The 22,542-nt window shown below is 64.7% G+C and carries 21 protein-coding genes; 14 read left to right on the top strand and 7 right to left on the bottom strand.

The window, feature by feature from the left end; all coding sequences use genetic code 11:
* Positions 1-10 precede the first annotated feature (10 nt).
* Together AC07OO_RS13990 and AC07OO_RS13985 are read right to left on the bottom strand one after the other, a co-directional pair.
* Positions 11-325: a BTH_I0359 family protein gene (locus tag AC07OO_RS13990; RefSeq protein ID WP_495082702.1), complete on the bottom strand. Its 315-nt coding sequence runs from the start codon at positions 323-325 to the stop codon at positions 11-13.
* A gap of 98 nt (positions 326-423) precedes the next feature.
* Positions 424-1,239: a DUF3108 domain-containing protein gene (locus tag AC07OO_RS13985; RefSeq protein WP_495082701.1), complete on the bottom strand. Its 816-nt coding sequence runs from the start codon at positions 1,237-1,239 to the stop codon at positions 424-426.
* A 19-nt stretch (positions 1,240-1,258) separates the two neighbouring features.
* On the opposite strand from AC07OO_RS13985, the gene AC07OO_RS13980 reads away from it, so the two are divergent.
* Complete coding sequence (locus AC07OO_RS13980) at positions 1,259-1,609, top strand: hypothetical protein (RefSeq protein ID WP_495082700.1); 351 nt, start codon at positions 1,259-1,261, stop codon at positions 1,607-1,609.
* A gap of 79 nt (positions 1,610-1,688) precedes the next feature.
* Complete coding sequence (locus tag AC07OO_RS13975; protein WP_495082699.1) at positions 1,689-2,726, top strand: fumarylacetoacetate hydrolase family protein; 1,038 nt, start codon at positions 1,689-1,691, stop codon at positions 2,724-2,726.
* On the opposite strand, the gene AC07OO_RS13970 is transcribed toward AC07OO_RS13975, so the two are convergent.
* Positions 2,723-3,520: a M48 family metalloprotease gene (locus AC07OO_RS13970; RefSeq protein ID WP_495082698.1), complete on the bottom strand. Its 798-nt coding sequence runs from the start codon at positions 3,518-3,520 to the stop codon at positions 2,723-2,725. The two genes, AC07OO_RS13975 and AC07OO_RS13970, sit on opposite strands and share 4 nt — an antisense overlap.
* A 250-nt stretch (positions 3,521-3,770) precedes the next feature.
* Between AC07OO_RS13970 and AC07OO_RS13965 the strand changes: the two genes are divergently transcribed.
* Positions 3,771-4,571: a substrate-binding periplasmic protein gene (locus AC07OO_RS13965; RefSeq protein ID WP_495082697.1), complete on the top strand. Its 801-nt coding sequence runs from the start codon at positions 3,771-3,773 to the stop codon at positions 4,569-4,571.
* Positions 4,572-4,592: 21 nt separating this feature from the next.
* Here the strand turns inward: AC07OO_RS13965 and AC07OO_RS13960 are convergent, their stop codons facing one another.
* Positions 4,593-5,198: a MarC family protein gene (locus AC07OO_RS13960; RefSeq protein WP_495083351.1), complete on the bottom strand. Its 606-nt coding sequence runs from the start codon at positions 5,196-5,198 to the stop codon at positions 4,593-4,595.
* Positions 5,199-5,225: 27 nt separating this feature from the next.
* Positions 5,226-7,382 carry a SulP family inorganic anion transporter gene (locus AC07OO_RS13955; protein WP_495082696.1) on the bottom strand — a complete coding sequence of 719 codons (2,157 nt, stop codon included), beginning with the start codon at positions 7,380-7,382 and terminating at the stop codon, positions 5,226-5,228.
* A gap of 153 nt (positions 7,383-7,535) precedes the next feature.
* Between AC07OO_RS13955 and AC07OO_RS13950 the strand changes: the two genes are divergently transcribed.
* The 4 genes from AC07OO_RS13950 (at position 7,536) to AC07OO_RS13935 (ending at position 12,812) form a co-directional block, all read left to right on the top strand.
* Positions 7,536-8,045: a hypothetical protein gene (locus AC07OO_RS13950; protein WP_495082695.1), complete on the top strand. Its 510-nt coding sequence runs from the start codon at positions 7,536-7,538 to the stop codon at positions 8,043-8,045.
* Between the two features lie 97 nt (positions 8,046-8,142).
* On the top strand, positions 8,143-8,835 hold the full coding sequence (locus tag AC07OO_RS13945) for a PhaM family polyhydroxyalkanoate granule multifunctional regulatory protein (protein WP_495082694.1): 693 nt from the start codon (positions 8,143-8,145) through the stop codon (positions 8,833-8,835).
* A gap of 42 nt (positions 8,836-8,877) precedes the next feature.
* Positions 8,878-10,173, top strand: coding sequence for an FIST signal transduction protein (locus AC07OO_RS13940; protein WP_495082693.1), 1,296 nt, complete (start codon positions 8,878-8,880; stop codon positions 10,171-10,173).
* Positions 10,170-12,812, top strand: coding sequence for an EAL domain-containing protein (locus AC07OO_RS13935; RefSeq protein ID WP_495082692.1), 2,643 nt, complete (start codon positions 10,170-10,172; stop codon positions 12,810-12,812). The genes AC07OO_RS13940 and AC07OO_RS13935 overlap by 4 nt, the downstream gene beginning before the upstream one ends.
* An 86-nt stretch (positions 12,813-12,898) precedes the next feature.
* Here AC07OO_RS13935 and tgt read toward each other — a convergent pair whose 3' ends face one another.
* Entirely contained in the window at positions 12,899-14,089 is a 1,191-nt protein-coding gene (gene tgt / locus AC07OO_RS13930) for a tRNA guanosine(34) transglycosylase Tgt (protein WP_495082691.1), read from the bottom strand.
* A gap of 101 nt (positions 14,090-14,190) precedes the next feature.
* Here tgt and AC07OO_RS13925 point away from each other — a divergent pair, with 101 nt between their 5' ends.
* From AC07OO_RS13925 to AC07OO_RS13910, 4 genes are all read left to right on the top strand, one after another.
* On the top strand, positions 14,191-14,955 hold the full coding sequence (locus AC07OO_RS13925) for a substrate-binding periplasmic protein (protein ID WP_495082690.1): 765 nt from the start codon (positions 14,191-14,193) through the stop codon (positions 14,953-14,955).
* Between the two features lie 41 nt (positions 14,956-14,996).
* On the top strand, positions 14,997-15,626 hold the full coding sequence (locus AC07OO_RS13920) for a helix-turn-helix domain-containing protein (protein WP_495082689.1): 630 nt from the start codon (positions 14,997-14,999) through the stop codon (positions 15,624-15,626).
* A 1-nt stretch (position 15,627) separates the two neighbouring features.
* Entirely contained in the window at positions 15,628-16,173 is a 546-nt protein-coding gene (locus AC07OO_RS13915; RefSeq protein WP_495082688.1) for a GNAT family N-acetyltransferase, read from the top strand.
* A 302-nt stretch (positions 16,174-16,475) separates the two neighbouring features.
* The gene (locus AC07OO_RS13910; RefSeq protein WP_495082687.1) at positions 16,476-16,844 is read left to right on the top strand and encodes a hypothetical protein; all 369 of its coding nucleotides are present in this window, start codon (positions 16,476-16,478) and stop codon (positions 16,842-16,844) included.
* A gap of 179 nt (positions 16,845-17,023) precedes the next feature.
* Here the strand turns inward: AC07OO_RS13910 and queA are convergent, their stop codons facing one another.
* Positions 17,024-18,130, bottom strand: coding sequence for a tRNA preQ1(34) S-adenosylmethionine ribosyltransferase-isomerase QueA (gene queA / locus AC07OO_RS13905; RefSeq protein WP_495082686.1), 1,107 nt, complete (start codon positions 18,128-18,130; stop codon positions 17,024-17,026).
* A gap of 67 nt (positions 18,131-18,197) precedes the next feature.
* Here queA and recG point away from each other — a divergent pair, with 67 nt between their 5' ends.
* The 3 genes from recG to AC07OO_RS13890 are packed head-to-tail and all read left to right on the top strand — an operon-like array spanning position 18,198 to position 22,509.
* On the top strand, positions 18,198-20,492 hold the full coding sequence (gene recG / locus AC07OO_RS13900) for an ATP-dependent DNA helicase RecG (RefSeq protein WP_495082685.1): 2,295 nt from the start codon (positions 18,198-18,200) through the stop codon (positions 20,490-20,492).
* A gap of 7 nt (positions 20,493-20,499) precedes the next feature.
* Positions 20,500-21,522 (top strand): hypothetical protein, encoded by a 1,023-nt coding sequence (locus tag AC07OO_RS13895; RefSeq protein ID WP_495082684.1) that lies wholly within the window; start codon positions 20,500-20,502, stop codon positions 21,520-21,522.
* Positions 21,523-21,549: 27 nt separating this feature from the next.
* Entirely contained in the window at positions 21,550-22,509 is a 960-nt protein-coding gene (locus AC07OO_RS13890; RefSeq protein ID WP_495082683.1) for a LysR substrate-binding domain-containing protein, read from the top strand.
* The last annotated feature ends 33 nt before the right edge of the window (positions 22,510-22,542 follow it).

Below are 22,542 nucleotides of genomic sequence, written 5' to 3'. Positions count from 1 at the left end.
TCGCGAAGGTTTAGTGCACCAGTACCGGGTTTTGCGCCAATTCTGCGTACTGTTCCAAGGTGTCTTCCACCTCTTCCTGGGTGGGGGTGTTGACCTGCCAGGCCATGATGTGCTGCTGGAACAATTCGGCCCACGAGCCGTCCAGGTACACCTCTTTGCCGGATCGCTTGTCCACGATCTCGAAACCATGCCGCGCCATCGTCGGCACACCGCTGGGGTACTGCACGGTGGCAATGGTGCCCACACTGGTGGTCTTGCCGTCGTATTCGGCATTGGCCAGCATATGGGTGACCGAATAGGATTCTGAGTCGTAGAGCGTTTGCATGGTTTCCATCATAGAGCGTGTATTGCAAGTGGGCGCAATATCCGAGAAATCAAGATGCAATGTTTTTGGGAACCCGCGCAGCGGCGGAGCGTGGGGGCTCAACGCTGTGTGGATTTCCACTGCTGGTCAACCAGATCCCCATTGGCCTGGGTCAGGCGTATGCGCACGGGCAGGTAGCCCAGTTCAGGGGCCAGCCAGACTTCCAGCTTGGAGTCGTATTGGCCATTGGGGTCGCGCCACAGGTGCAGGCCGCTGATCTCGCCGCCGGGCAGGCTCAGTTTTTCGCTGACACCCACGGTAAACACCCAGTTCTCGGCCGACCGGGGCCCGATCGCCTGGAACGATAGTGTGCTGTTCGGTGTGAACTGCCGTGGGTCGCCGGCCACCATGGTGGCGGCTTGCAGCAGCACGCTGAGCTGGTCCTGCGCGCCCGGTAGCAGGGGCACGTCGGGTGTGTTCGCGCTGAACGTGACCTTGTTGGCCTCGTAATTGAAGTGGGCGGCGACCTCGCTGCGTACCTTGTCGCCAAAACGGATGGGCTCCAGCCCGTGGCTGCCGATCTGGCCGGTGCTGGTCTGCACGCGCGAGCCCAGCAAGAAATGGCTGATTTCCATGCGGGCACTGTAGGTTTTGCCGTCCTGCGTCCATTGCAGGTCGCCATTGACATGGTAGGGAAAGCCTTTGACCTCGCCCTTGACGTCGTACTTCAGCCGTGCCGGTGGTGGCACCACAAACTTCTGCACGGCCTTGGCCGGTGGTGGTGTGGCGACAGCGGGGCTGCTGGCGCTGGGGCCTGCGGCCACGACCACGGGAGCGGGTGCCGGCATGGCCGCGGCTGCCAGCAACTGGGTCGTGTTGGCAAAGGCGCCGTCGCTGAGGGTATCAGATGCTACGGTTTCGATAGCGGATTGCATAGACTCGACGAGGGCTGGCGTGCTATTTGATTCAGTGCCCTCCGGCAAGACGGCCTCTGGCTTCGGGGGTGGCGGTAAGCGCGGGGCCTTGCGTGCAGCCGCGGTGGGTGCCGGTTTGACCGGATCATTTGCCACGGCTGGCGGTGCCGGCGGAGGGGGGGCTGCAATGGTGCGGGTCGAAAAGGCCCAGGCCGTACCCGTATCGCTGCTGGCATGGGCTGCCCAGGCCAGCGGCGCCGAACGCAGCACCGCCCAGTGCGCCAGCAGCACCACGGCGGTCAGCACCAGCACCCGTTGGGATGGGCGACGGCGGCGGGTGGCAGGCGTGGACGGAACGGGCATGGATGGGGAAGAAACGGGGCAGCGGTAAGCGGTTGGATCGCAACAGGGGGCCACGGTGGCCACGGATCCTGGTGTGCGCCAGTTTAATTCAGAGCGACAATTCCCCCATGAAACTCGCAACCTACAAAGACGGCTCGCGCGACGGCCAACTGGTCGTCGTCTCGCGCGACCTCAGCCAGGCGGTCTACGCCACCCACATTGCCAATCGCCTGCAGCAGGTACTGGATGACTGGAACTACCTGTCGCCCCAACTGCAGGGCCTGTATGACAACCTCAACAATGGCCGCGCCCGCCACGCCTTTCCGTTCGATACCGCACAGTGCATGGCGCCGCTGCCCCGCGCCTACCAATGGGCCGACGGCTCGGCCTACCTCAACCACGTAGAGCTGGTGCGCAAGGCCCGCGGCGCCGAGGTGCCCGAGAGCTTTTACACCGACCCGCTGATGTACCAGGGCGGCAGCGACGACCTGACAGGCCCGCGCGACCCCATCGTCTGCGCCAGCGAGGCCTTTGGCATCGACTTCGAAGCCGAGGTGGCCGTCATCACCAGCGACATGCCCATGGGCTGCACGGCCGAGCGCGCGCTGGACGGCATCCGTCTGCTGATGCTGGTCAACGACGTGAGCCTGCGCAACCTGATCCCCGCCGAACTGGCCAAGGGCTTTGGTTTTGTGCAGAGCAAGCCAGCCACGGCCTTCAGCCCGGTGGCTGTGACGTCCGATGAGTTGGGTGAGGCCTGGATACAGGGCCGCGTGCACCTGCCGCTGCAAAGCACCTGGAATGGCCGCAAAGTCGGTATGTGCGATGCCGGGCCGGACATGACCTTCCACTTCGGCCAGCTGATTGCCCACCTGTGCAAGACCCGCAATGTGCGCGCAGGGTCCATCATCGGCTCCGGCACGGTCAGCAACCAGGGTGTGGCCAAAGGCAGCGGCGACAAGGCGACCACCGAATGGCCCAAGGGCTATAGCTGCATCGCCGAGAAGCGGGCGATGGAAACCATCCTGGATGGCCAGCCCAGCACGGAGTTCATGCAATACGGCGACACCATCCGCATCGAGATGAAGGGGCTGGACGGCCACAGCATCTTTGGCGCCATCGAGCAAGAGGTCATGGCGCCGGGGCAGCCCCAGCCCGCCCGCTAAGGCTTGTCCGCGCCGGCGGCGCCCGCCGCATACAGGCGCATCGCCAACGGCAGCAGCGCTTGCAGCTTCTCCAGCCGCAACGCGGCAGCCGGATGGGTGGAAACCATGGACGCACCTGGATTGCCCTGGCGAACCGCAAGGCTCTGCATGAACACCAATTGCTGGCGCGGGTCAAAACCCGCCAATGCGGCCAGTTGCAGGCCCACTTCGTCAGCCTCCCATTCGGTCTGGTGGGCGATCAGCGACAGCGCGCTGTCCAGCGTGAAATAGCGCTCCTGCATTGCGTCGTAGACGTCGGACGCACGGTTGACCAGCGCCGGCGCCATCAAGGCCATGGCCGAGGTCAGCGTCTGCCGTTCGTGCTGCAACAGGATGTGCGACACCTCGTGGGCCAACACAAAGGCCAGTTGGGCATCGTCCAGGCCCAGGCGGTCCACAAAGGCAGTGGACAGCACGATGGTCCCATCCGCAAAACTCAGTGCATCGACCTGCACACTGGTGACCAGTTCCAGCCGCAACGGAGCCTGTGTTGGCTGCTGGGTCAGCACCACGGGCAGCAAGCGTTGCCATACGCGGGCAATCTGGGGACATTGCGCGGCACAACCCCGCTCTTGCCGGGCCTGGGCCTGGTCCAGAAAACGCTGCCGCAGCGGGGCCGCGTAGGCTCCCACCTCGGATTGCGAAAACGCCAAGCCGCTGCTGGCTTCGGCAATGAGGGTGGTGCCTGCGCCGCAGGGAGTACCAAGGACGCAAACCAGTGCGGCCAGCATCTGTGCGCGAGTGCAGATGCCCACGCACGCGGGCCTGCGCGCGCTGGTGGAGGGCGAAGTTCGTACCATACCTCTATTGCTTGCAGAATAACGGTTTATATTGTTTTTGCAAGCGCAATCGCTGCTTGACAGCGGTGGCCATAGCGGTACGCTTGGTGGCACGTCGTGGAGCAATGCAGGCAATAGCATGGTGGATGTTTGGAACCCCCTGAGGCGGGCCTTAGCGTGGCCGTGGCTGCGCCGTTGCGCGGCGCGCGGCCTTGGGTGCTACGCCGTGGCGGCGCTGGGCCTATGGGGGATTGCGCAGCATCCTGTGCAGGCCCAGGCCGTCACGCCGGCGGGGCCACCGGTCATCGCCTTCAACACGTATGCGCAATCGCCCTTCGTGGAAGAAGACGGCAACGGCCTGGCGGCCGACTGCGTGGCCTACTTGAACCAGAAACTGGCCGGCGTCTATCGTCTGCAATTGGAGACCATTCCCCGCTCGCGCCTGATGCGCATGGAACTGGCCGACCCGTCTGCCTTTGGCGGCATTGCGCTGTTTTTGAACCCGCGCTTTGTGGACGATGCCGAACAGCAGCGCTTTGCATGGACCGACGGGCTGTTTGTGGATGCCAATCTGCTGGTGTTCCGAGGTCCCATAGCGCCGCCCATACGCCAATTGAGTGATCTGGCGGGCATGCGCTTCGGCGCCTCGTTGGATGCCCGCTACCAAGGCCTGGACGAGCTCGTCAGCAACCACACCATCATCCGCCTGGACTCTTCGTCGCTGAGCGCTTCCATGAAGCAACTGGCCATAGGCCGTGTGGATTTCACGCAGACCAATATGACGGCCTTTCGCACCTTGATGCACCGGTCGGGGCCCGCCAAGCCCGATCTGGTCAGCCTGCCTATGCCCGGCGAGCAGGAGTTTTTGCGCCACATCCTGATCGGCAAACGCAATGCCGACCTGGCCGCCCGCCTGGTGCGCATTGTGAAGGCCATGCCCTCCGATCCGCAGTGGAAGGCCATTGCCAGCCGCTACGCCTTGGCGCTGCCGGCGGCGGGGCGTATGCCAGCCAAACCGCAGAAGTAGTGGCGCGTGAAGGCTTTGGGCTCAGCCCTTGGCCATTTGCAGCACAAAGGTCTTGATGCCCCGCAGCAGCATCTCGATGGCCACCGACACCAGCACCAGGCCCATCAGCCGCTCCACCGCCGTCACCAGACGCGTGCCGATGATGCGCTGGATGCGCTCGGCCGAGACCAGCACGATGGCGCTGACCAGCATGGTCACGCACAGCGCGCCTATCCACTCGATGCGGCGCTCGGGCTGTTGCGACACCAGCAGCAGCACAGTGGCTAGCGCCGAGGGGCCGGCGATGGCGGGCACGGCCAGCGGCACGATCAGCGGCTCCACCATCTGCTCTTCTTCCGCGCCGCCGGCCGGTGGCGGGAACACCATGCGCAGTGCGATCAGGAACAGGATCACGCCGCCGCCGATCTGCAGCGACAACTCACTCAGGTTCATGACGCGCAAAAAGCTCTCGCCGACAAACATGAAGGTCAACAACAGCGCAAAGGCGATGAGGATCTCGCGCAGGATGACGCGCGGCCGGCGCTCGGGCGCCACATGCTTGAGCGCGTTGGCAAAGATGGGAATATTGCCAATCGGGTCCGTGATCAGTACCAGCAGGATGGTGGCGGACAAGAAGGTGTAGTGCATCATGGTTGTGGGTCCTTTGGGCGCTGCTCAGCCCAACGTTGCGGATAGGCGGTTGGCGCGGTGCAGTGCGCGCGCCAGCTTGGCAATCACCACATGGTCAAAGCGCGTGGCCATGTCGGGTGCCTGCGTGCGCATGCGCTCCAGCGCGGCCTTGTCCAGCGCGTAGACGGTGGAATCTACCACCGCAATGATGGAGGCGGTGCGCGCCTGGCCGGTGTAGAAGGCCATCTCGCCGACCATGGCGCCGCCGCTGATCTTGGCCAGTCTGTGGCCATTGCCACTGTCTTCGCCGCCCGTGGTCTTGACCACATTGAAGCTGCCTTGGGCAACGAAATAGATGGCGTCGGAAAACTCCCCGTCGCGGCACAGCAGCGCGCCCTGTGGAACGTGCAGGCTGCTGCAATAGCTTTGGAAAGCCGTCCGGTCGTTGGCCTGGTCCAGAAAGGCAAAGCAGTCCTGGTGGCCTTCGGCTGTTGCCGCGGCGGCGGCCTGCCGGTCCAGCAGGCTGTCCTCGGCGGCTTCCAGCGCCTCGTCCAATGTGGCGAAGAAATGCAGGCGTGGGTGGTGCGGCAGGTGCTGGGCTACCGCGTGCAGCGCGGCCCGGTTGCTAGGGGCGTGGACCAGGTAGACGCGTAGCGGTTGGTCCTGGTAGCGGCGCACGATGCGCTGCAGCACGCCAATGGCGGACAGATCCACGCCGCTGACCTTGCTGAAGTCCAGTATCACGCAATCCAGTCCGTCGATGGCCAGTTCCTGGAACAGGGTGTCGATCTTGTTGGCCGAGCCAAAAAACACATAGCCCTGCAGCCGGTAGATGATGCTGCGCTCGCCGCGCTGGCGCAGCGTCTCCATGGCCTGGTCCGAGCGCAGCACCGAGCTGGCCAGCACGGCCAGCGTGGTCGTGACACTGGTCAGCGGCAGCTTGCTGTAGGTCAGCACAAAAATGCTGCAGGCAATCAGCAGGCCGGCGGCAAAGCCGACCAGGTAGCCATAGTTGGCCACCAGGATGACGATGAGCACGATTTGCAGCAGCTCGTCACGCGAGGCGGCCTTGCGCTGTTGCCACAGCCACTGGCGCAGCATGCCCAGGCCCAGGTACAGCACCAGGCCGCCCAGTGCCGCCTTGGGCACGTGGCTGATCACGTCGCCGGCCCCCAGCAGCATGGCCAGGCACATGGCCGCAGCCACCAGGCCCGACCAGGCGCCGCCACCTGTGTGGTGGTTCAGCGTGGTGCGGCCTATGGAGATGATGCCCACAAAACCACCCACCAGCGCCGACAGTCCGGTGGACGCGGCATGGGCCTTGAGCAGCCGGTTCAAATCGAATTCCCGTTGGTAGTCCAGCTCCAGGCTGGCCAGCGACAGCAGAATGGTCAGCAGGCCGACAAAGCTGACCATCAGCATGCTGGGCAGGGCCTGCAGCAGCAGGTGTAGCTCGGCCCAGTCCAGCGGGTTGCGCCAGGGGGGTAGCCAGGTGGCGTCGGGCAGGGCGGCAAACATCCAGGCCGCCGGGTTGCAGGTGCTGGCTTGGCACAGGCCGCTGGCCAGGAAGATATGCGTCAGGCCGGTGGCCGCCAGCATCACCACCGGTATCAGCAACGCGGCCGACGCCCACCGCCCCAGCGCGAACAGCGCCACCACCACCGCCAGGGCCAGCACCAGCTCGGGCCGGTAGGGGTTGGCGGCCAGGGCCTCCAGCCCCTGCAGGCTCAGCGGCGTGCCGGCGATGATGTGCATGGCCCCGCTGCACATCAACCAGCCGGTGGCCGCCAGAAAGCCCGCCATCACCGAGAACGGGATGTAGCGTATCAAGCCGGCCAGCCGGTAGCGCCCCAGCAGGTAGAAGGCCGCCGCGCAGACGAGGGAGGTGACGCACAGGCTGGCAATAACGCGGCTGGGCGCGGGTTCGCCGGTGCTGGCCGTCGCGGCCAGCGTGGCCACCATGGCTGCCAGCACCGAGATGGTGTTGGAGTCCGGCCCGCTGATGAAGGTGCGCTCCTGCGACAGCCAGCCAAACAACGCGCCCACGCACGCCGTGGCCAGCGCCGCGGCAATGCCATAGCCCACATAGGGCGCCAACGGACCGGCGAACAGCAGCGCGCCGTAGGAGACCGCATAGATGATGGCACTGAGGCCCACGATGCATCCGGCAGAGACTTGGCGCGCGGCGATCCCGAGGTTCATAGGGCCAGTTGTTCTTCGTTTTTTTGTGAGGGGAGGGGGCGGATGCAGCCCTCCAATTTAACCGCTCTACCGCCTTGCCGAGCCGCCGTGTGCGGATTCAGGCACACTGGGGTTGGCACGGCGCCACAGCCCCCCAAAACGACCCCCACCCCTATGGCACACCCCTCCCATTCCACACGGCGCCGGCTGTTGGTGCTGGCACTGCTTACGCCGGGTCTCTTGGTGTCAAATCAGGCGTTAGCCCTCGTCGAACCTAGTCATGCAGCTATTGAAACCGTAGCATCTTTCGATGCAACCCTGTGGCGTCAATGGTTGCGCAGCGGCCCGCGCCCCGCCGCCTATGTGTTCACCAACTCGTTTTGCACGGTCTGCCCCGAGGTCTTTGAGCTGCTACAGCAGGCCGTGGCGCCGCTGGAAGCACCCGTGGTGCGGGCCACCATCCTGATGGACGTGCAGGGCGAGCGGGCCTTGGCCACCGCCCGCCACTATGTGGGCACGACCCAGGTCTACGCCTTTGCCGGCGATGGCGCGGCCCTGCGCAAGCGCGTGGACCCGCGCTGGCACAACATCACCCCCTATGTGGTGTTGGTTGGGCGCGACGGTCGGGTGCAGCGCATCACCGGCGTGCCCACGGCCTCCCAACTGAAGGCCTGGCTGGGTTAGCAGGGGGCGATCTTCTGCAACACCGGTGCGCTACATTGGAGTAAGCTGTTGTCCATTGAGAGCGTAGGCAACCTCCACTCACTCCTTGGGAGCCCATATGAGCGATAAAGACACCACCGGCTTTGGCAAATTTGTACCGGGCTTCGACTTCCTGCAAACCTTGGCCAAGGGTGCCACCAGCAATATTCCGCAGATGCCCAACCTGGGTAACTGGGTTGCCCCTACGCTGAATGTCGAAGAGCTGGAAAAGCGCATCGAAGAGCTCAAGGCCGTGCACTTCTGGCTGGAGCAAAACTCCCGCGCGCTGGGCGCCACCATCCAGGCGCTGGAGGTGCAGAAGATGACACTGGCCACGCTCAAGGGCATGAACTTCAACATCGGCGACGTGGCCAATGCCCTCAAGCTCAAGGCGGCCGAGTCGGTGCAGTCGGGCGTGCAGCGTGTCAGCGATCGCGCGGCCTCCACCGCCAAGACCATCTCCGAAGTGGCTACCGGCACCAGCAGCGCATCGTCCAAGGCCGGCAAGGCCGCATCGGGCGTGGGCGCCCTGGTCGACCCGCTACACCTGTGGGGGTCGCTCACGCAGCAGTTCCAGCAGATCGCGGCCGGTGCCTTCAAAGAGGCCGCCAGCAAGACCGCGGTCGATGTCACCAAGAACATGGCCACCGGCATGGCCAAGGAAGCCATCAAATCCGCCAAGGCGGTGGGTAAGAAGGCGGCCACCGGGGCCGTCAAACGGGCGACCGGCAAACCGGCTGCTCGCAAGACCGCATCGTCGCGCGGCCTGTAGTCCTCTCGGTCACCGGTCCGTCCGCAAGGGGGGTACGGATATATGAAGCTTTTTCCTTACGCACACGCCACCCACCCCCAGTGGCCGATGGCAGCCGCACTGGTCGCCGCGCAGTTGCGGGCCCAGATGGCGCTGCCGGGCTATGCCAGCGCACCCACGCTGGCTTTGCTCTACATCACCGACCACTATGCCGACGTGGCGCAAGACATCCTGGACCACCTGGCGGCCGAGTTGCCGCTGGTAACCGACTGGTCGGGCACCGTGGGCGCGGGCATCGTGTCCAACAATGTGGAATATTGGGACGAACCGGCCATGGCCGTCATGCTGCTGGAGCTGCCCAGCGACCAGTACCGCGTGTTCTCCGGCGTGGCGCCGCTAGGCATGGGTTTTGAGGCCCATGCCGCGCTCGTGCATGCCGACCCCGAGACCACCGATGTCGGCGAGCTGATCGCCGAGATGGCGGCGCGCACCAGTTCCAACTACGTGTTCGGCGGCCTCTCCAGCAGCCGCTGGCAGACCGTGCAGTTCGCCGTCGGCGGTGATGGCAACATCGGCGGCCACGGCGCGGCCAGCGGCGTGTTCAGCGGTGGTATGAGCGGCGTGGCCTTTGGTGCCGATGTGGCCCTGGTGTCGCGCGTCACCCAGGGCTGCATGCCGGTGTCGGCTGTGCGCCGCGTCACCGAAGCCGAACACAACGTGGTGCTGAGCCTGGATGGCGAGCCCGCGCTGGAGGTCATGCTGCGCGACCTGGCCATTTCGCTGGACGAGCCCCAGGAGGCGTTGGACGTGGTGCGTGCCACGCTGGTCGGCCTGGTGCCGGCGCCCGATGGGCAGTCGCTCGGCACGGCCCGTTCGGCCGTGCACCAGACCGGCAATTTTGGCGAAGACGTGCTGGTGCGCCACATCATCGGGTTGGACCCGGTGCGCCGCGGCGTTGTCGTGGCCGACCGTGTGGAGGCCGGCGCGCAACTGGTGTTTTGCCGGCGCAATGTGCAGGCCGCTCGCGCCGACCTGACCCGCATCTGCGCCGAAATCCGCGAGGAGCTGGAGCCGCAGGAGCAGGCCCTGGAGACCGCCCACGCGGTGCAGGCCTCGATGCTGGAATCGGCGCCCCACCCGGCGCGGCGCGTGGCCGGTGCGGTCTATGTCAGCTGCACCGGGCGCGGCGGATCACACTTTGGCGGCCCCAGTGCCGAACTGCAACTGGTGCGCCGCGCGCTGGGCGATGTGCCCCTGGTCGGCTTCTTTGCGGCCGGTGAAATCGCCCACCACCACCTCTACGGCTATACCGGCGTGTTGACCGTCTTTATTGCCGACACCCAGGGGCAGCTCGCGTGAAACGCACCGGGCGGACGACCACACCGCCCACGGCGCTGAACCTGCCCGGTGGCGAACTGCTGCTGCAGCAAATCCTGGACACCTCCAGCGTCGGCATCTTCCTCGTCAACCTGCAGGGGCGCATCACCCATGCCAACCGGCGCATGGCGGAAATGTTCCGCTGGTCCGTGGCCGAGCTGGTGGGCATGGAGTATGTGGAGCTGATCGACCCGGTGGAGCGCGAGATCGGCCGCGCGCTGATGATCAAGCTGCTGGGCGGGCAGGTGGCCACCACCGATGTGGAGCGCCTGTACCGCCGCGCCGATGGCGTCGATTTCTGGGGGCACCTGGCCGGCCGCCGTTTCGTGGACGCCGACAACCAGATACTGGGCCTGGTGGGTGTGCTGGCCGACATCAACGACCGTAGGCGCGCCGACCAGCGCCAGCAGCACCACAACCGCGTGCTCAAGCTGCTGGCCGAGAAGGCGCCGCTGTCGGATGTGTTGGACGCCATGGTCCGCGATGTGGAGGCCATCAACCCCGCCATGCTGTGCAGCATCCAACTGCTGGATGCCGATGGCACGCACCTGCGCCATGGGGCCGCGCCCAGCCTGCCGGCCTTCTACAACGCGGCACTGGACGGCCTGGAATTCGGCCCCACCACGGGCTCCTGTGGCACGGCGGCCTTCACTGGCCAGCGCGTCATTGTGGAGGACATCGCCAACCACCCCTGGTGGCTGCCGTACCGTGAGCTGGCGCGCCAGGCCGATGTGGCGGCCTGCTGGTCCGAGCCCATTCTGTCGGCCCAGGGCCGGGTGCTGGGCACCTTTGCCGTGTACCACCGCCAGGTCTGCCAGCCGGCCTTGCAAGACCTGCTGCTGATCGAAGACGAGGCCCGGCTGGCGGCGCTGGCCATCGAGCAATCCCGGGCCGACGCGCGCTTACGCCTGGCCGCCACCGTGTTCAGCCATGCACGCGAGGGCATCATGATCGTGAATGCCGGTGACGTCATCATCGATGTCAACGACATGTTCACCGAGATCACCGGCTTCACCCGCGAAGAGGCGCTGGGCCAGCACCCGCGTGCGCTGCTGAATTCCGGCCGCCAGGGCGATGAGTTCTATGCCGCCCGCCAGCATGCGCTGGAGACAGCTGGCTACTGGAGCGGCGAGATCTGGAACCGCCGCAAGAACGGTGAGATCTTCGCCGAGATGCTGACCATCAGCACCGTGCGCAACACCAAGGGCCAGATCAAGAACTATGTGGCCCTGTTCACCGACATCACGCCGATGAAGGACTACCAGCGCCAGCTGGAACATGTGGCGCACTTCGACGCCCTGACCAGCCTGCCCAACCGCGTGCTGCTGGCCGACCGCCTGCAGCAGGCCCTGACGCAAAGCCTGCGCCGCGCGCGCTCGGTGGCCGTGGTCTACCTGGACCTGGATGGCTTCAAGACCGTCAACGACACCCACGGCCACGGCCAGGGCGATGAGTTGCTGGTGGCCCTGACCCACCGCATGAAGGCCGCGCTGCGCGATGGCGACACGCTGGCCCGCATTGGCGGTGACGAGTTCGTCGCGGTGCTGGTCGACCTGGGGCGCGTGCAAGACGCCGAGCCGGTACTGGAGCGCCTGCTCAAGGCTGCGGCCGCGCCGGTGGCGCTGGGCCCTTTTGTGCTGCAGGTGTCGGCCAGTATTGGCGTCACCATCTACCCACAGGACGATTCCGAGGTCGACCAACTGCTGCGCCACGCAGACCAGGCCATGTATGTGGCCAAGCAGGCCGGCAAGAACCGCTACCACGTCTTCGATGTGGCACAGGACACGGCCGTCAAGACCCAGCGCGAGAGCCTGGAGCACATCAGCCGCGCGCTGACGCAGCAGGAGTTCGTGCTGTACTACCAGCCCAAGGTCAATATGCGCACGGGCGCCCTGTTGGGGGCCGAGGCGCTGATACGCTGGCAGCACCCGCAGCAGGGTCTGCTGGCGCCAGCGGCCTTCTTGCCGGTGGTGGAAAACCACCCCATCAGTGTGGCCGTGGGCGAGTGGGTCATAGACGCGGCACTCAAGCAGATGGCGCAGTGGAAGGCCGCGGGGCTGGAGCTGGCGGTCAGCGTCAACATCGGCGCGCGCCAATTGCAGCAAGACAATTTCGCGCAGCAACTCACGCTGCTGCTGGCGCGCTACCCCAGCGTGGCGCCGCAGGCCCTGGAGCTGGAGATTCTGGAAACCACGGCGCTGGAGGACATGGCTCAGGTTTTCCAGACCATCCAGACCTGCCAGGCTCTGGGCGTGCGTTTTGCGCTGGACGACTTTGGCACCGGCTACTCGTCGCTGGCCCACCTGCGCCACTTGCCGGCCGAGGTCATCAAGATCGACCAGAGCTTTGTGCGCGACATGCTGGATGACGGCAACGACCTGGCCATCGTCCAGGGTGTCATCGGCCTGGCCGCCGCCTTCAAGCGCGAGGTGATTGCCGAGGGCGTGGAGACCATCGCCCACGGCGTGCAGTTGCTGGCACTGGGCTGCGACCGGGCCCAGGGCTATGGCATTGCCAGGCCCATGCCGGCGGCCGATCTGCCGAGCTGGGCAGCCCGCTGGCGGCCCGACGGGGCCTGGACCGGCGCAGGGCCGGATTTCAACCCAAATTGGGGTTTATGAGGCATTTTTTGGCAGAATGGTTGGTTAAATAGGCCTATAGCCCTCGTCAAATATAGTTATTTTGCTACAAATAGCATAGCTATCGCTCAAACGCCCCGCGCCCGTTCCGCCTTGAACCGTGCCCGGAACGCGCCAAACGCACCGGCATCCAGTGACTCGCGCACCTCGCGCATCAGGTTCAGGTAGTAGTGCAGGTTGTGCACGGTGGCCAGCATGGGGCCCAGCATCTCGCCGCAGCGGTCCAGGTGGTGCAGGTAGGCGCGGCTGAAGCCCTCGCGTCCGCCTTGCTCCCATGACACGCCGCTGGCGCCCGCACAGGCGTAGCAGGTGCAGCTGGCGTCCAGCGGTTGGTGGTCGGTCTTGTGGCGGGCGTTGCGGATCTTCAGGTCGCCGTAGCGGGTGAACAGCGTGCCGTTGCGCGCATTGCGCGTGGGCATCACGCAGTCGAACATGTCCACGCCCTCGGCCACGCCTTGGACCAGGTCCTCGGGCGTGCCCACGCCCATCAGGTAGCGCGGCTTGTTGGCCGGCAGGCGGTGCGGCGTGTGGGCCATGATGCGTTGCATTTCGTCCTTGGGCTCGCCCACGCTGACGCCACCGACGGCGTAACCGGGGAAGTCCATCTCTACCAGTTGGTCCAGCGACTCCTGGCGCAGGTTTTCAAACATGCCGCCTTGCACGATGCCGAACAGCGCATTGGGGTTCTCCAGCCGTGCGAACTCGGCCTGGCAGCGCTTGGCCCAGCGCAGGCTCAGCTCCATCGAGGTGCGGGCCTCGCGTTCGGTCGTGATGTGGCCCTTGGTGTCGTAGGGCGTGCATTCGTCGAACTGCATGACGATGTCGCTGTTCAGCACGGTCTGGATCTGCATGCTGATCTCGGGTGTGAGGAACAGCTTGTCGCCATTGACGGGGCTGGCGAACTTGACGCCTTCTTCGCTGATCTTGCGCATCTCGCCCAGGCTCCAGACCTGGAAGCCGCCCGAGTCGGTCAGGATGGGCTTGTCCCATTTCTCGAACCCATGCAGGCCGCCAAAGCTGGCCATCACGTCCAGCCCCGGGCGCATCCACAGGTGGAAGGTGTTGCCCAGGATGATCTGCGCCCCCATATCGTGCAGGCTTTGCGGCATCACGCCCTTGACCGTGCCATAGGTACCCACCGGCATGAAGATCGGCGTTTGCACGACACCATGGTTCAGCGTCAGCGTGCCGCGGCGGGCGTGGCTGCCCGCGTAGGTAGCGGTGGCGGGGTCGGTTTGGAGGAGGTTGAATTGCAGCATGGGGCGTGTTCCGGAGGGTGGGGCATTTTACGGGGCACGCTAGCTGGCATGTATGGGGGCCGTAAGATAGGGCGCATTGCAGGAACCTTATTGACACACACATGCTGCGCCGTCTCCTCTTCACGTTCCTCGTTGCCGCCGGTGCGATTGCACGTGCCGCGGATGCGCCCACCAATGTGCTGGTGCTGACCGGTGGTGGCGTTGGCGTGTCGGCTACGGACAGCCCTGTGCGTACAAACGGTTATGGACGCGAGCTCATCAGCCGGCTGATGCAGGATGCCGGGCTCAGCTACACCATAGAGCCCCAGCCGTTTGCCCGGGCGCTGAAGACGCTGGAGATGAAGCCCAATGCCGTGCTCTTCCCCATGCTGCGCACGGCAGAGCGTGAGTCCAAGTACCAGTGGGTGGGGTTGATGGCCAAACGTAACTACTACCTCTACCGCCTGGACAGCCGCAAGGACATCGCCATCCAGTCCCTGGACGATGCCAGGCCCTACCGCATTGGGGTCATGCGTGGCGACGTGCGGGCAGACTATCTGCGTGCTCAGGGATTCACTGAGGGTGCAGATAAGGGGCTGGAGGTGGTTAACGTCGCCTTCAGCCTTTTGAAGATGCAGCAGGCCGGCCGCATCGACCTCATTGCTTTTTCGGACGAAGGCATACGGCTCGCCTGCGAAGAGGCGAAGGTGGCCTGCGACAGCTTTACCCCCGCCTTCCGACTGGATTTGGTGGGCAACCTGTGGTTGGCCGCCAGCCCACAGATGCCTCCCGCGATGCTGGCCAGCCTGCGCAAGGCTTTTCAGCACCAGGAGGACTCGGGCTACCTGGGCAAGCTGATGAAAAGCGGCAGACCCGTTGGCGGATAGTTGATCTGATTTCCATATTTATGGATAAAATATCCATAAATATGGAAATTGCACAAAACCCATCCTCATCCATCGATTCCCGCATCGCCGCCAACCTGCGGACGCTGCGGGCGGACCGCAAGCTGTCGCTGGAGGCCCTGGCCCAGGCCACGGGTGTCAGCCGCTCGGCTCTCTCCCTGATCGAACGCGGGCAAAACAGCCCCACCGCCGTGGTGTTGGACAAGATCGCGGTCGGCCTGGGCGTCACGCTATCCGAGCTGGTGGGCGTACGCGGTGGCAACACGGCCGACGACGCTTCCGCCGCCACGCCGCTGGCGCGCCATGCTGAGCAAGCTGTCTGGACCGACCCCGGCTCGGGCTATGTGCGCCGTGCTGTGTCGCCAGCCGGTTTTGCGTCCCCCATCCAGTTGGTGGACGTGGCCTTTCCCGCCGGTGCCCGCGTGGCCTTTGAGACCGGGCCGCGCAACACCCAGGTACACCAGCAGGTCTGGGTGTTGGACGGCCGCATGGATCTGACTGTGGGCGCCACCACCTGGCAACTGCACGGAGGCGACTGCCTGGCCATGACGCTGGACCAGCCCATCGTGTTCTTCAACCCCACGGACCGCACCACGCGCTATGCGGTGGTGTTGGTCAGTGACACATCACCCACTACAACACGGAAATTCTGAGATGTCGACCACCATCACATTGGAACGCTTGCATACGCTGGACGAGGACCATATCGCGCAACTGTCCTCGGTCTTGCTGGACTGTGTGGAGGGCGGCGCGTCCGTCGGCTTCATGCAACCGTTGGCACTGGACCAGGCGTTCGCCTTCTGGCAGCGCGTGGCGGCGGGTGTGGCTGCGGGCGAGCGTGCCCTGCTGGTGGCGCGTGATGGCGTGGGCATCGTCGGCACCGTGCAACTGGTGTTGGACCAGCCCGACAACCAAGTGCACCGCGCCGACCTGTGCAAGATGCTGGTCCACCGCCGCGGCCGCCGACAAGGGCTGGGCGCTGCGCTGATGCATGGCGCCGAAGATATGGCGCGGGCTTGTGGCAAGCAATTGCTGGTGCTGGATACGGCGACGGGTAGCGATGCTGAACGGCTGTATGGGCGGTTGGGGTGGAAGCGCGTTGGCGTCATTCCCAACTACGCGCATTGGCCTGAGGGTGCGCTGTGTGGAACGACGTATTTTTACAAGGAGATAGATTCATTCGCGGCTGTGGAGTCGTAACCGTGTTTGGGGTGTACGGCGTTTGATGCGGCTACAGTACCTGCCTGTAGTCTGTAGTGGGGCGGAAGCGGTCGTTTACTAAGTAGGTCCAAATCCCAGCTTTCAGCGCTTTGGCACCTAGAATCTGGCAATCGCAAGCTGCGGGGTTTGTCGGAATTTTTATACCTGTATAAAAAGGTTCAAAATCCGAGGAAACCTAAGATGTAAGCCATTCCCAGGAGTTTTTTAATGAAAGATGTATCGTCAAGGCCAGGATGTATCAACCGGGTTTTGCGATCTACATTGCGTTAAGCCCCGAGCAAATGCTGATCCTCGCCGCGTCGCTCTTGTTCCTTACCGGTGCCGCTCACTCGTATCTCGGTGAGCGCTACATCCTCATGCGGCTCTTCAAACGCGATAACTTGCCAGAGCTTTTCGGTGGCACCCAATTCACCACTGGCACTCTTAGGTTCGTCTGGCATCTGCTCACCGTTGTCTGGTGGGGAGTCGCCGTCCTGGTTCTTCAGGCTTCAGCGCAACCGCTTGGGTCCAAGGCTGTGCTTCAGGTCTTCAGCTCTGTCGCGCTTGTCTCCGGTCTGTTTCCGCTGGTCTTCACCCGCGGCAGGCATTTGTCCTGGGTAGTATTCTTCGCGGTCGCCGCGCTTCTTTGGCTTGCCGCTAAGGTGCCTTGAGCCATGCAAGCTGTCACAGCCAGTCCCAGTGCCAAGGCCGGGCCTAACCCCTCCGTCAAGGGGACCTGCCTGCGGCAGGCCCCTTACGTCGAACGTTGAAGCGCAAAAATCGATCGGTTGAACGACTGCTGTCTGGCAACTTCTAGGTCAGCTATGTGCCTCTAACCGACATTAGCGCATCAAGTCCTGCGGTGCAGCAACATCGCATCCCCATAACTAAAGAACCGATACCCCTGCGCAATCGCATGCCGGTACAGCGCCATGATGGGCTCGTACCCTGCAAAGGCACTGACCAGCATCATCAGCGATGACTTGGGCAAATGGAAATTGGTCACCAGCAGGTCGATCAGCTTGAACTCAAAGCCCGGTGTGATGAAGATGCGGGTGTCGCCCCGCGCCACGCCGCTGTGCGCCCACGACTCCAGCGTGCGCACCGTGGTCGTGCCCACGGCCACCACACGGCCGCCGCGTGCGCGGCAGTCGGCAATGGCCTGCTGCGTGGCGGGCGGCACGTCGTACCATTCGCTATGCATCTGGTGCTCGGACAAATTTTCGGTCTTGACGGGCTGGAATGTGCCGGCGCCCACGTGCAGCGTCACGTGGGCCTGGTGCACGCCCATGGCGGTCAATTGGTCCAGCAAAGCCTCGTCAAAGTGCAGGGCGGCGGTGGGGGCGGCCACGGCGCCGGGGTTCTTGGCGAACACGGTCTGGTAGCGCTGGGCGTCTTCGGCCGAATCGGTGTGGGTGATGTAGGGCGGCAGCGGCACGTGGCCGTGGCGCTCCATCAGCGCGTAGGGGTCGTCGCCCGCGTCGTTGCTGAGCACAAAGCGGAACAGCGGGCCTTCGGTGGCATCGGGCCAGCGGCCGAGCATCGTGGCGCTTAAACCGTCTTCATGGCCGGGTGCGCAGACCAGCTTCAGCGTGGCGCCTACTTCGGGTTTCTTGCTGACCCGCATATGGGCGGCCACCTGGTTGCCGCCCAGCACGCGCTCGATCAACAACTCTACCTTGCCGCCGGTGGCTTTTTCGCCAAAGAGGCGGGCCTTGACGACCTTGGTGTCGTTGAAGACCAGCAGGTCGCCCGCGCGTAGCAGGCCGGGCAGGTCTTTGAAGATGCGGTCTACGACTGGGGTGACCGTGCCATCCAGCAGGCGCGAGGCGGTGCGGGTCGCGGCCGGGTGCTGGGCGATCAGCGCTTCGGGCAGCTCAAAATCGAAGTCGCTGAGCGTGTGGGTGGTGGTGACGGTGTTAACGACCGCCGCCTGGTCGGGGGAAGAATGGGTCATGGTGCTTGAGGGTTGGACAAACCCGTGCCAAGGTTGAGAAGGGTGAAAGAACGGGCAGAATTGTCCCATGCCGCACAGCCCCGCACCGTCCACCAGCCCAGAACCCGGAAACCCAGCCGGCGCCAAGGCATCTGGCAGCAAGGCCGGCGGCACGCCCAGCAAAGAAGCAGCAACCACCAAAGCCGCAGCCCAAACCCCGACCCAGAAGGCCCTAGCCAAGCTGGGCCTCAAGCGCGATATCGACCTGGCCCTGCACCTGCCGCTGCGCTATGAGGACGAAACCCGCATCACCCCGCTGCGTGACGCGCGGGAAGGCGATGCCATCCAGATCGAAGGCCGGGTGACGGACTGTGAGGTCACGTTCCGGCCGCGCCGCCAACTGGTGGTGACGCTGGATGACGGCACCGACACCTGCACGCTGCGCTTCTTCAGCTTCTACCCGTCACAGCAAAAGGCCCTGGCCGTGGGTAGCCGCATACGAGCGCGCGGTGAGGTCAAGGGCGGTTTCCTGGGCTGGACCATGCTGCACCCGGCTTTCCGCAGCGCAGGCGGCGATCTGCCCAAGGCGCTGACGCCCATCTACCCCACGGTGGCGGGGTTGTCGCAGCCGGTGCTGCGCAAGGAGGTGTTGGCCGGGCTGGCACGCGCCGAGCTGTCGGACACGTTTGCGCCAGGTGACTTAAGCCTAACCAGTCACCAGCCCCCGTGGACTCTGCGTGATGCGCTATCATTTTTGCACCACCCCGCGCCCGATGTGTCGTTGGATACCTTGCAAGACCACAGCCACCCGGCCTGGCAGCGGCTGAAGGCGGAGGAGTTGCTGGCCCAGCAGTTGTCGCAGCTGCAGTCGCGCCGCGAGCGGGCTGCGCTGCGTGCACCGGTGCTGGCAATGGTCGCACCCGAGGCGTTCAACCCGCCCCACGCGCCGCAGGAGCCTGAGCGGCCCGAACTCCTGCCGCTGTACACGGAGCTGGTGGCCACTTTGCCTTTCAAGCTGACGGCCGCCCAGCAGCGGGTCTGCGCCGAGATCGCGCACGACCTGGCGCGCAACGTGCCCATGCACCGGCTGCTGCAGGGCGACGTGGGCTCGGGCAAGACCGTGGTGGCCGCGCTGGCCGCCTGCATCTGCATAGATGCAGGTTGGCAGTGCGCGCTGATGGCGCCCACCGAAATATTGGCCGAGCAACATTTCCGCAAACTGCTGGCCTGGCTGGAGCCGCTGGGCATCACCACCGCCTGGCTGACTGGCACCCAGAAGGCCAAGCAGCGCCGCGAGGCCCTGGCGATGATAGAAAGCGGCGAAGCAGCGCTGGTGGTGGGCACCCACGCGGTCATCCAGGAAAAAGTGCAGTTCAAGAACCTGGCGCTGGCCGTCATCGACGAGCAGCACCGCTTTGGCGTGGCCCAGAGATTGGCCTTGCGCAACAAGCTCAACCACGACGGCATGGAACCCCACATGCTGATGATGACGGCCACGCCGATCCCGCGCACGCTGGCCATGAGCTACTACGCGGACCTGGATGTTTCCACCATCGACGAGCTGCCACCGGGCCGCACACCCATCGTCACCAAGCTGGTCAACGACGCCCGGCGCGACGAGGTCATGGAGCGCATACGCGCCCAGGTGGCCCAGGGCCGCCAGGTCTATTGGGTCTGCCCGCTGATCGAGGAGAGCGAGGCGTTGGACCTGACCAATGCCACGCAAACCCACGCGGACCTGGTAGAGGCGCTGCAGGGTGTGCAATTTGCCGCAGGGCCGCCCCAAGGCAAGTCAGACCACACTGGGGGCAGCGACCCGCGCAGCGGCGGAGCGTGGGGGCCACAAATCGGCCTGCTGCATTCGCGCATGCATGCGGACGACAAAAAAGCGGTAATGGGGGCCTTCACTTCGGGCCTGATGTCGGTCTTGGTCAGCACCACGGTCATCGAGGTGGGGGTGGACGTGCCCAATGCCTCGCTGATGGTCATCGAGCACGCCGAGCGCTTTGGCCTATCCCAATTGCACCAATTGCGCGGCCGGGTAGGGCGGGGTGCCGCAGCGTCGGCCTGCGTGCTGCTGTACTCCACCGGTGATGCGCCACGCCTGAGCCAGGCCGCCCGCGCGCGACTCAAGGCCATGGCCGAAACCAACGATGGCTTTGAAATCGCCCGTCGGGATCTGGACATACGGGGCCCCGGAGAGTTCCTGGGCGCGCGACAATCGGGCGAAGCGATGTTGCGCTTTGCCGACCTGAACCGTGATACCGTGTTGCTGGAGTGGGCCCGGCGCGAGGCGCCGATGCTGTTGGACCACCATCCCCACCTGGCGGCACGCCATGTGGCCCGTTGGTTGGGCGGAAAATCAGAATTTTTAAAGGCCTGAGCGTGCGATGCTATTGACCGGATTCTTTCCCCTTCTGTGGTGGGCCCTGGGTGGCGCCGCCCTGCTGGGGGCGGGCGTCTACCTGTTCATGGAGTACCAGGCCTACCTGTTGCGCACCCATGTGGTCAGCATCCCGGGCGGGCTGCGTTTTGTGGCCCAGGGCTTTTCGGTAGAGGCCCGCCACGCGGCCAAAGAGCTCAAGATCATCACCAAGAATGGCCGCCACATGCGCCGGCCGCTGGATGGCGGCGATGAAGAGGTGCAAAGCGGCGCGCTGACCGTCACCATGGCCGCCGTCGGCCTGCAGATGGATGTGGCACGGATTTCGTTCAAGGCTGCGGAGGGGGACGAGGCCAAGCCCACGGGCATGAGCCGCATCACGTTCACGGCCAGTGACGAGCTGCTGCGCAAGGCCCAGAAGCGCACCGGTGGTGAGCGCTGCGAGCTGCGCCTGGACCGTGTGCCCGACCCCATTGCCAATGGGTTTCAGCAGTTTGCAAGCCCCCTGCGCGCCTGGATAGAGAAGCTGGAGCAGCAACTGGCGGCCCAGGTGGAAGAGGAGCGCAAGCGCGCGCAGGAAGAGGCCGCCGCCGCGATCGGCCTGATCGTGGAGCCTGAAGAAGATCCCACCGCGCCCATGACGGATGCAGACCGCCAAAGCCGTGCCGATGCGCAATTGGAGAAATGGCGGGCGGTGGCCGGTTTCAAAGGCACGGCGACTGAAATGCACTTTGACGAGCGCGGCAATATCATCTGGTTGATCGACCTGGACCCCACGGGCAAAGTCATTTTGCATGCCGGCAAGCGCACCTTCCACGGAAGCCTCAAGGGTGGCAGCGTCAATGGTTTCGGGACTGAGTTGGAGGTTGCTGTGCGAGACGAATATTGGTCAGAGGACGACCCGCGCCTGGCGGCCTTCCGGGTCTTGGGGGGTAGCAAACCTGAAATCCGCCGTGCCTGGAAGGAGCGGCTGGAATTGCTGATCCAGAGCTCTGTCAGCCAGTCGGGCCAGCAACAGCAGCAACGCTGAGGCCCTGTCCACCCCATCGAGATTGTCATGACGCTGACCGAACTGAAATACATTGTGGCCGTGGCCCGTGAGCGCCACTTCGGCAAGGCCGCGGAGGCCTGCTACGTGTCGCAACCCACGCTGTCGGTTGCGGTCAAAAAGTTGGAAGAAGAGCTGGAAGTCAAGCTCTTCGAGCGCAGCGCCAACGAGGTCACCGTGACCCCGCTGGGCGAGGAGATCGTGCGCCAGGCGCAAAGCGTGCTGGAGCAGGCTGCCAACATCAAGGACATTGCCAAGCGCGGCAAGGACCCGCTGGCCGGCCCGCTGAAGCTGGGCGTGATCTACACCATCGCCCCCTATTTGCTGCCGGATCTTGTGCGCCAAGTCATCAAGCACACGCCACAGATGCCGCTGGTGCTGCAGGAGAATTTCACCGTCAAGCTGATGGAAATGCTGCGCACCGGCGAGATCGACTGCGCCATCCTGGCTGAGCCTTTCCCTGACGTGGGCCTGGCATCGGCCCAGTTGTACGACGAGCCCTTTTTGGCCGCCATCCCCATGCAGCACGCGCTGGCTACGCAGACACAGGTCAGCACTGACGAGCTGAAGAAAGAGACCATGCTGCTGCTGGGCAATGGCCATTGCTTCCGCGACCATGTGCTGGAGGTCTGCCCCGAATTTGCCCGCTTTTCCAGCGACACCGAGGGCATACGCAAGAGCTTTGAAGGCTCGTCGCTGGAGACCATCAAGCACATGGTGGCCGCCGGCATGGGCATTACCTTGGTGCCCCGCCTGAGCGTGCCCTCGGGCGCGCTGGTGGCCAAGACGCGCCGGCACGCCGACTCGCTGGTCAAATACCTGCCGGTCGACGATGGCCTGGGTGGCGAGCCGCCCTCGCGCCGCGTGGTGCTGGTGTGGCGGCGGAGCTTCACCCGCTACGAGGCGATTGCCGCGCTGCGCAACGCCATCTATGCCTGCGAATTGCCGGGCGTGAAACGACTCTCCTGATTCATTGATTGACTGACCGATAGGAAATAGAGG

The organism is Rhodoferax sp. GW821-FHT07G04 (genome assembly GCF_059418585.1).
Note: the sequence above shows the minus strand (reverse complement) of the source record. Positions and strands in the feature narration are given on the sequence as shown.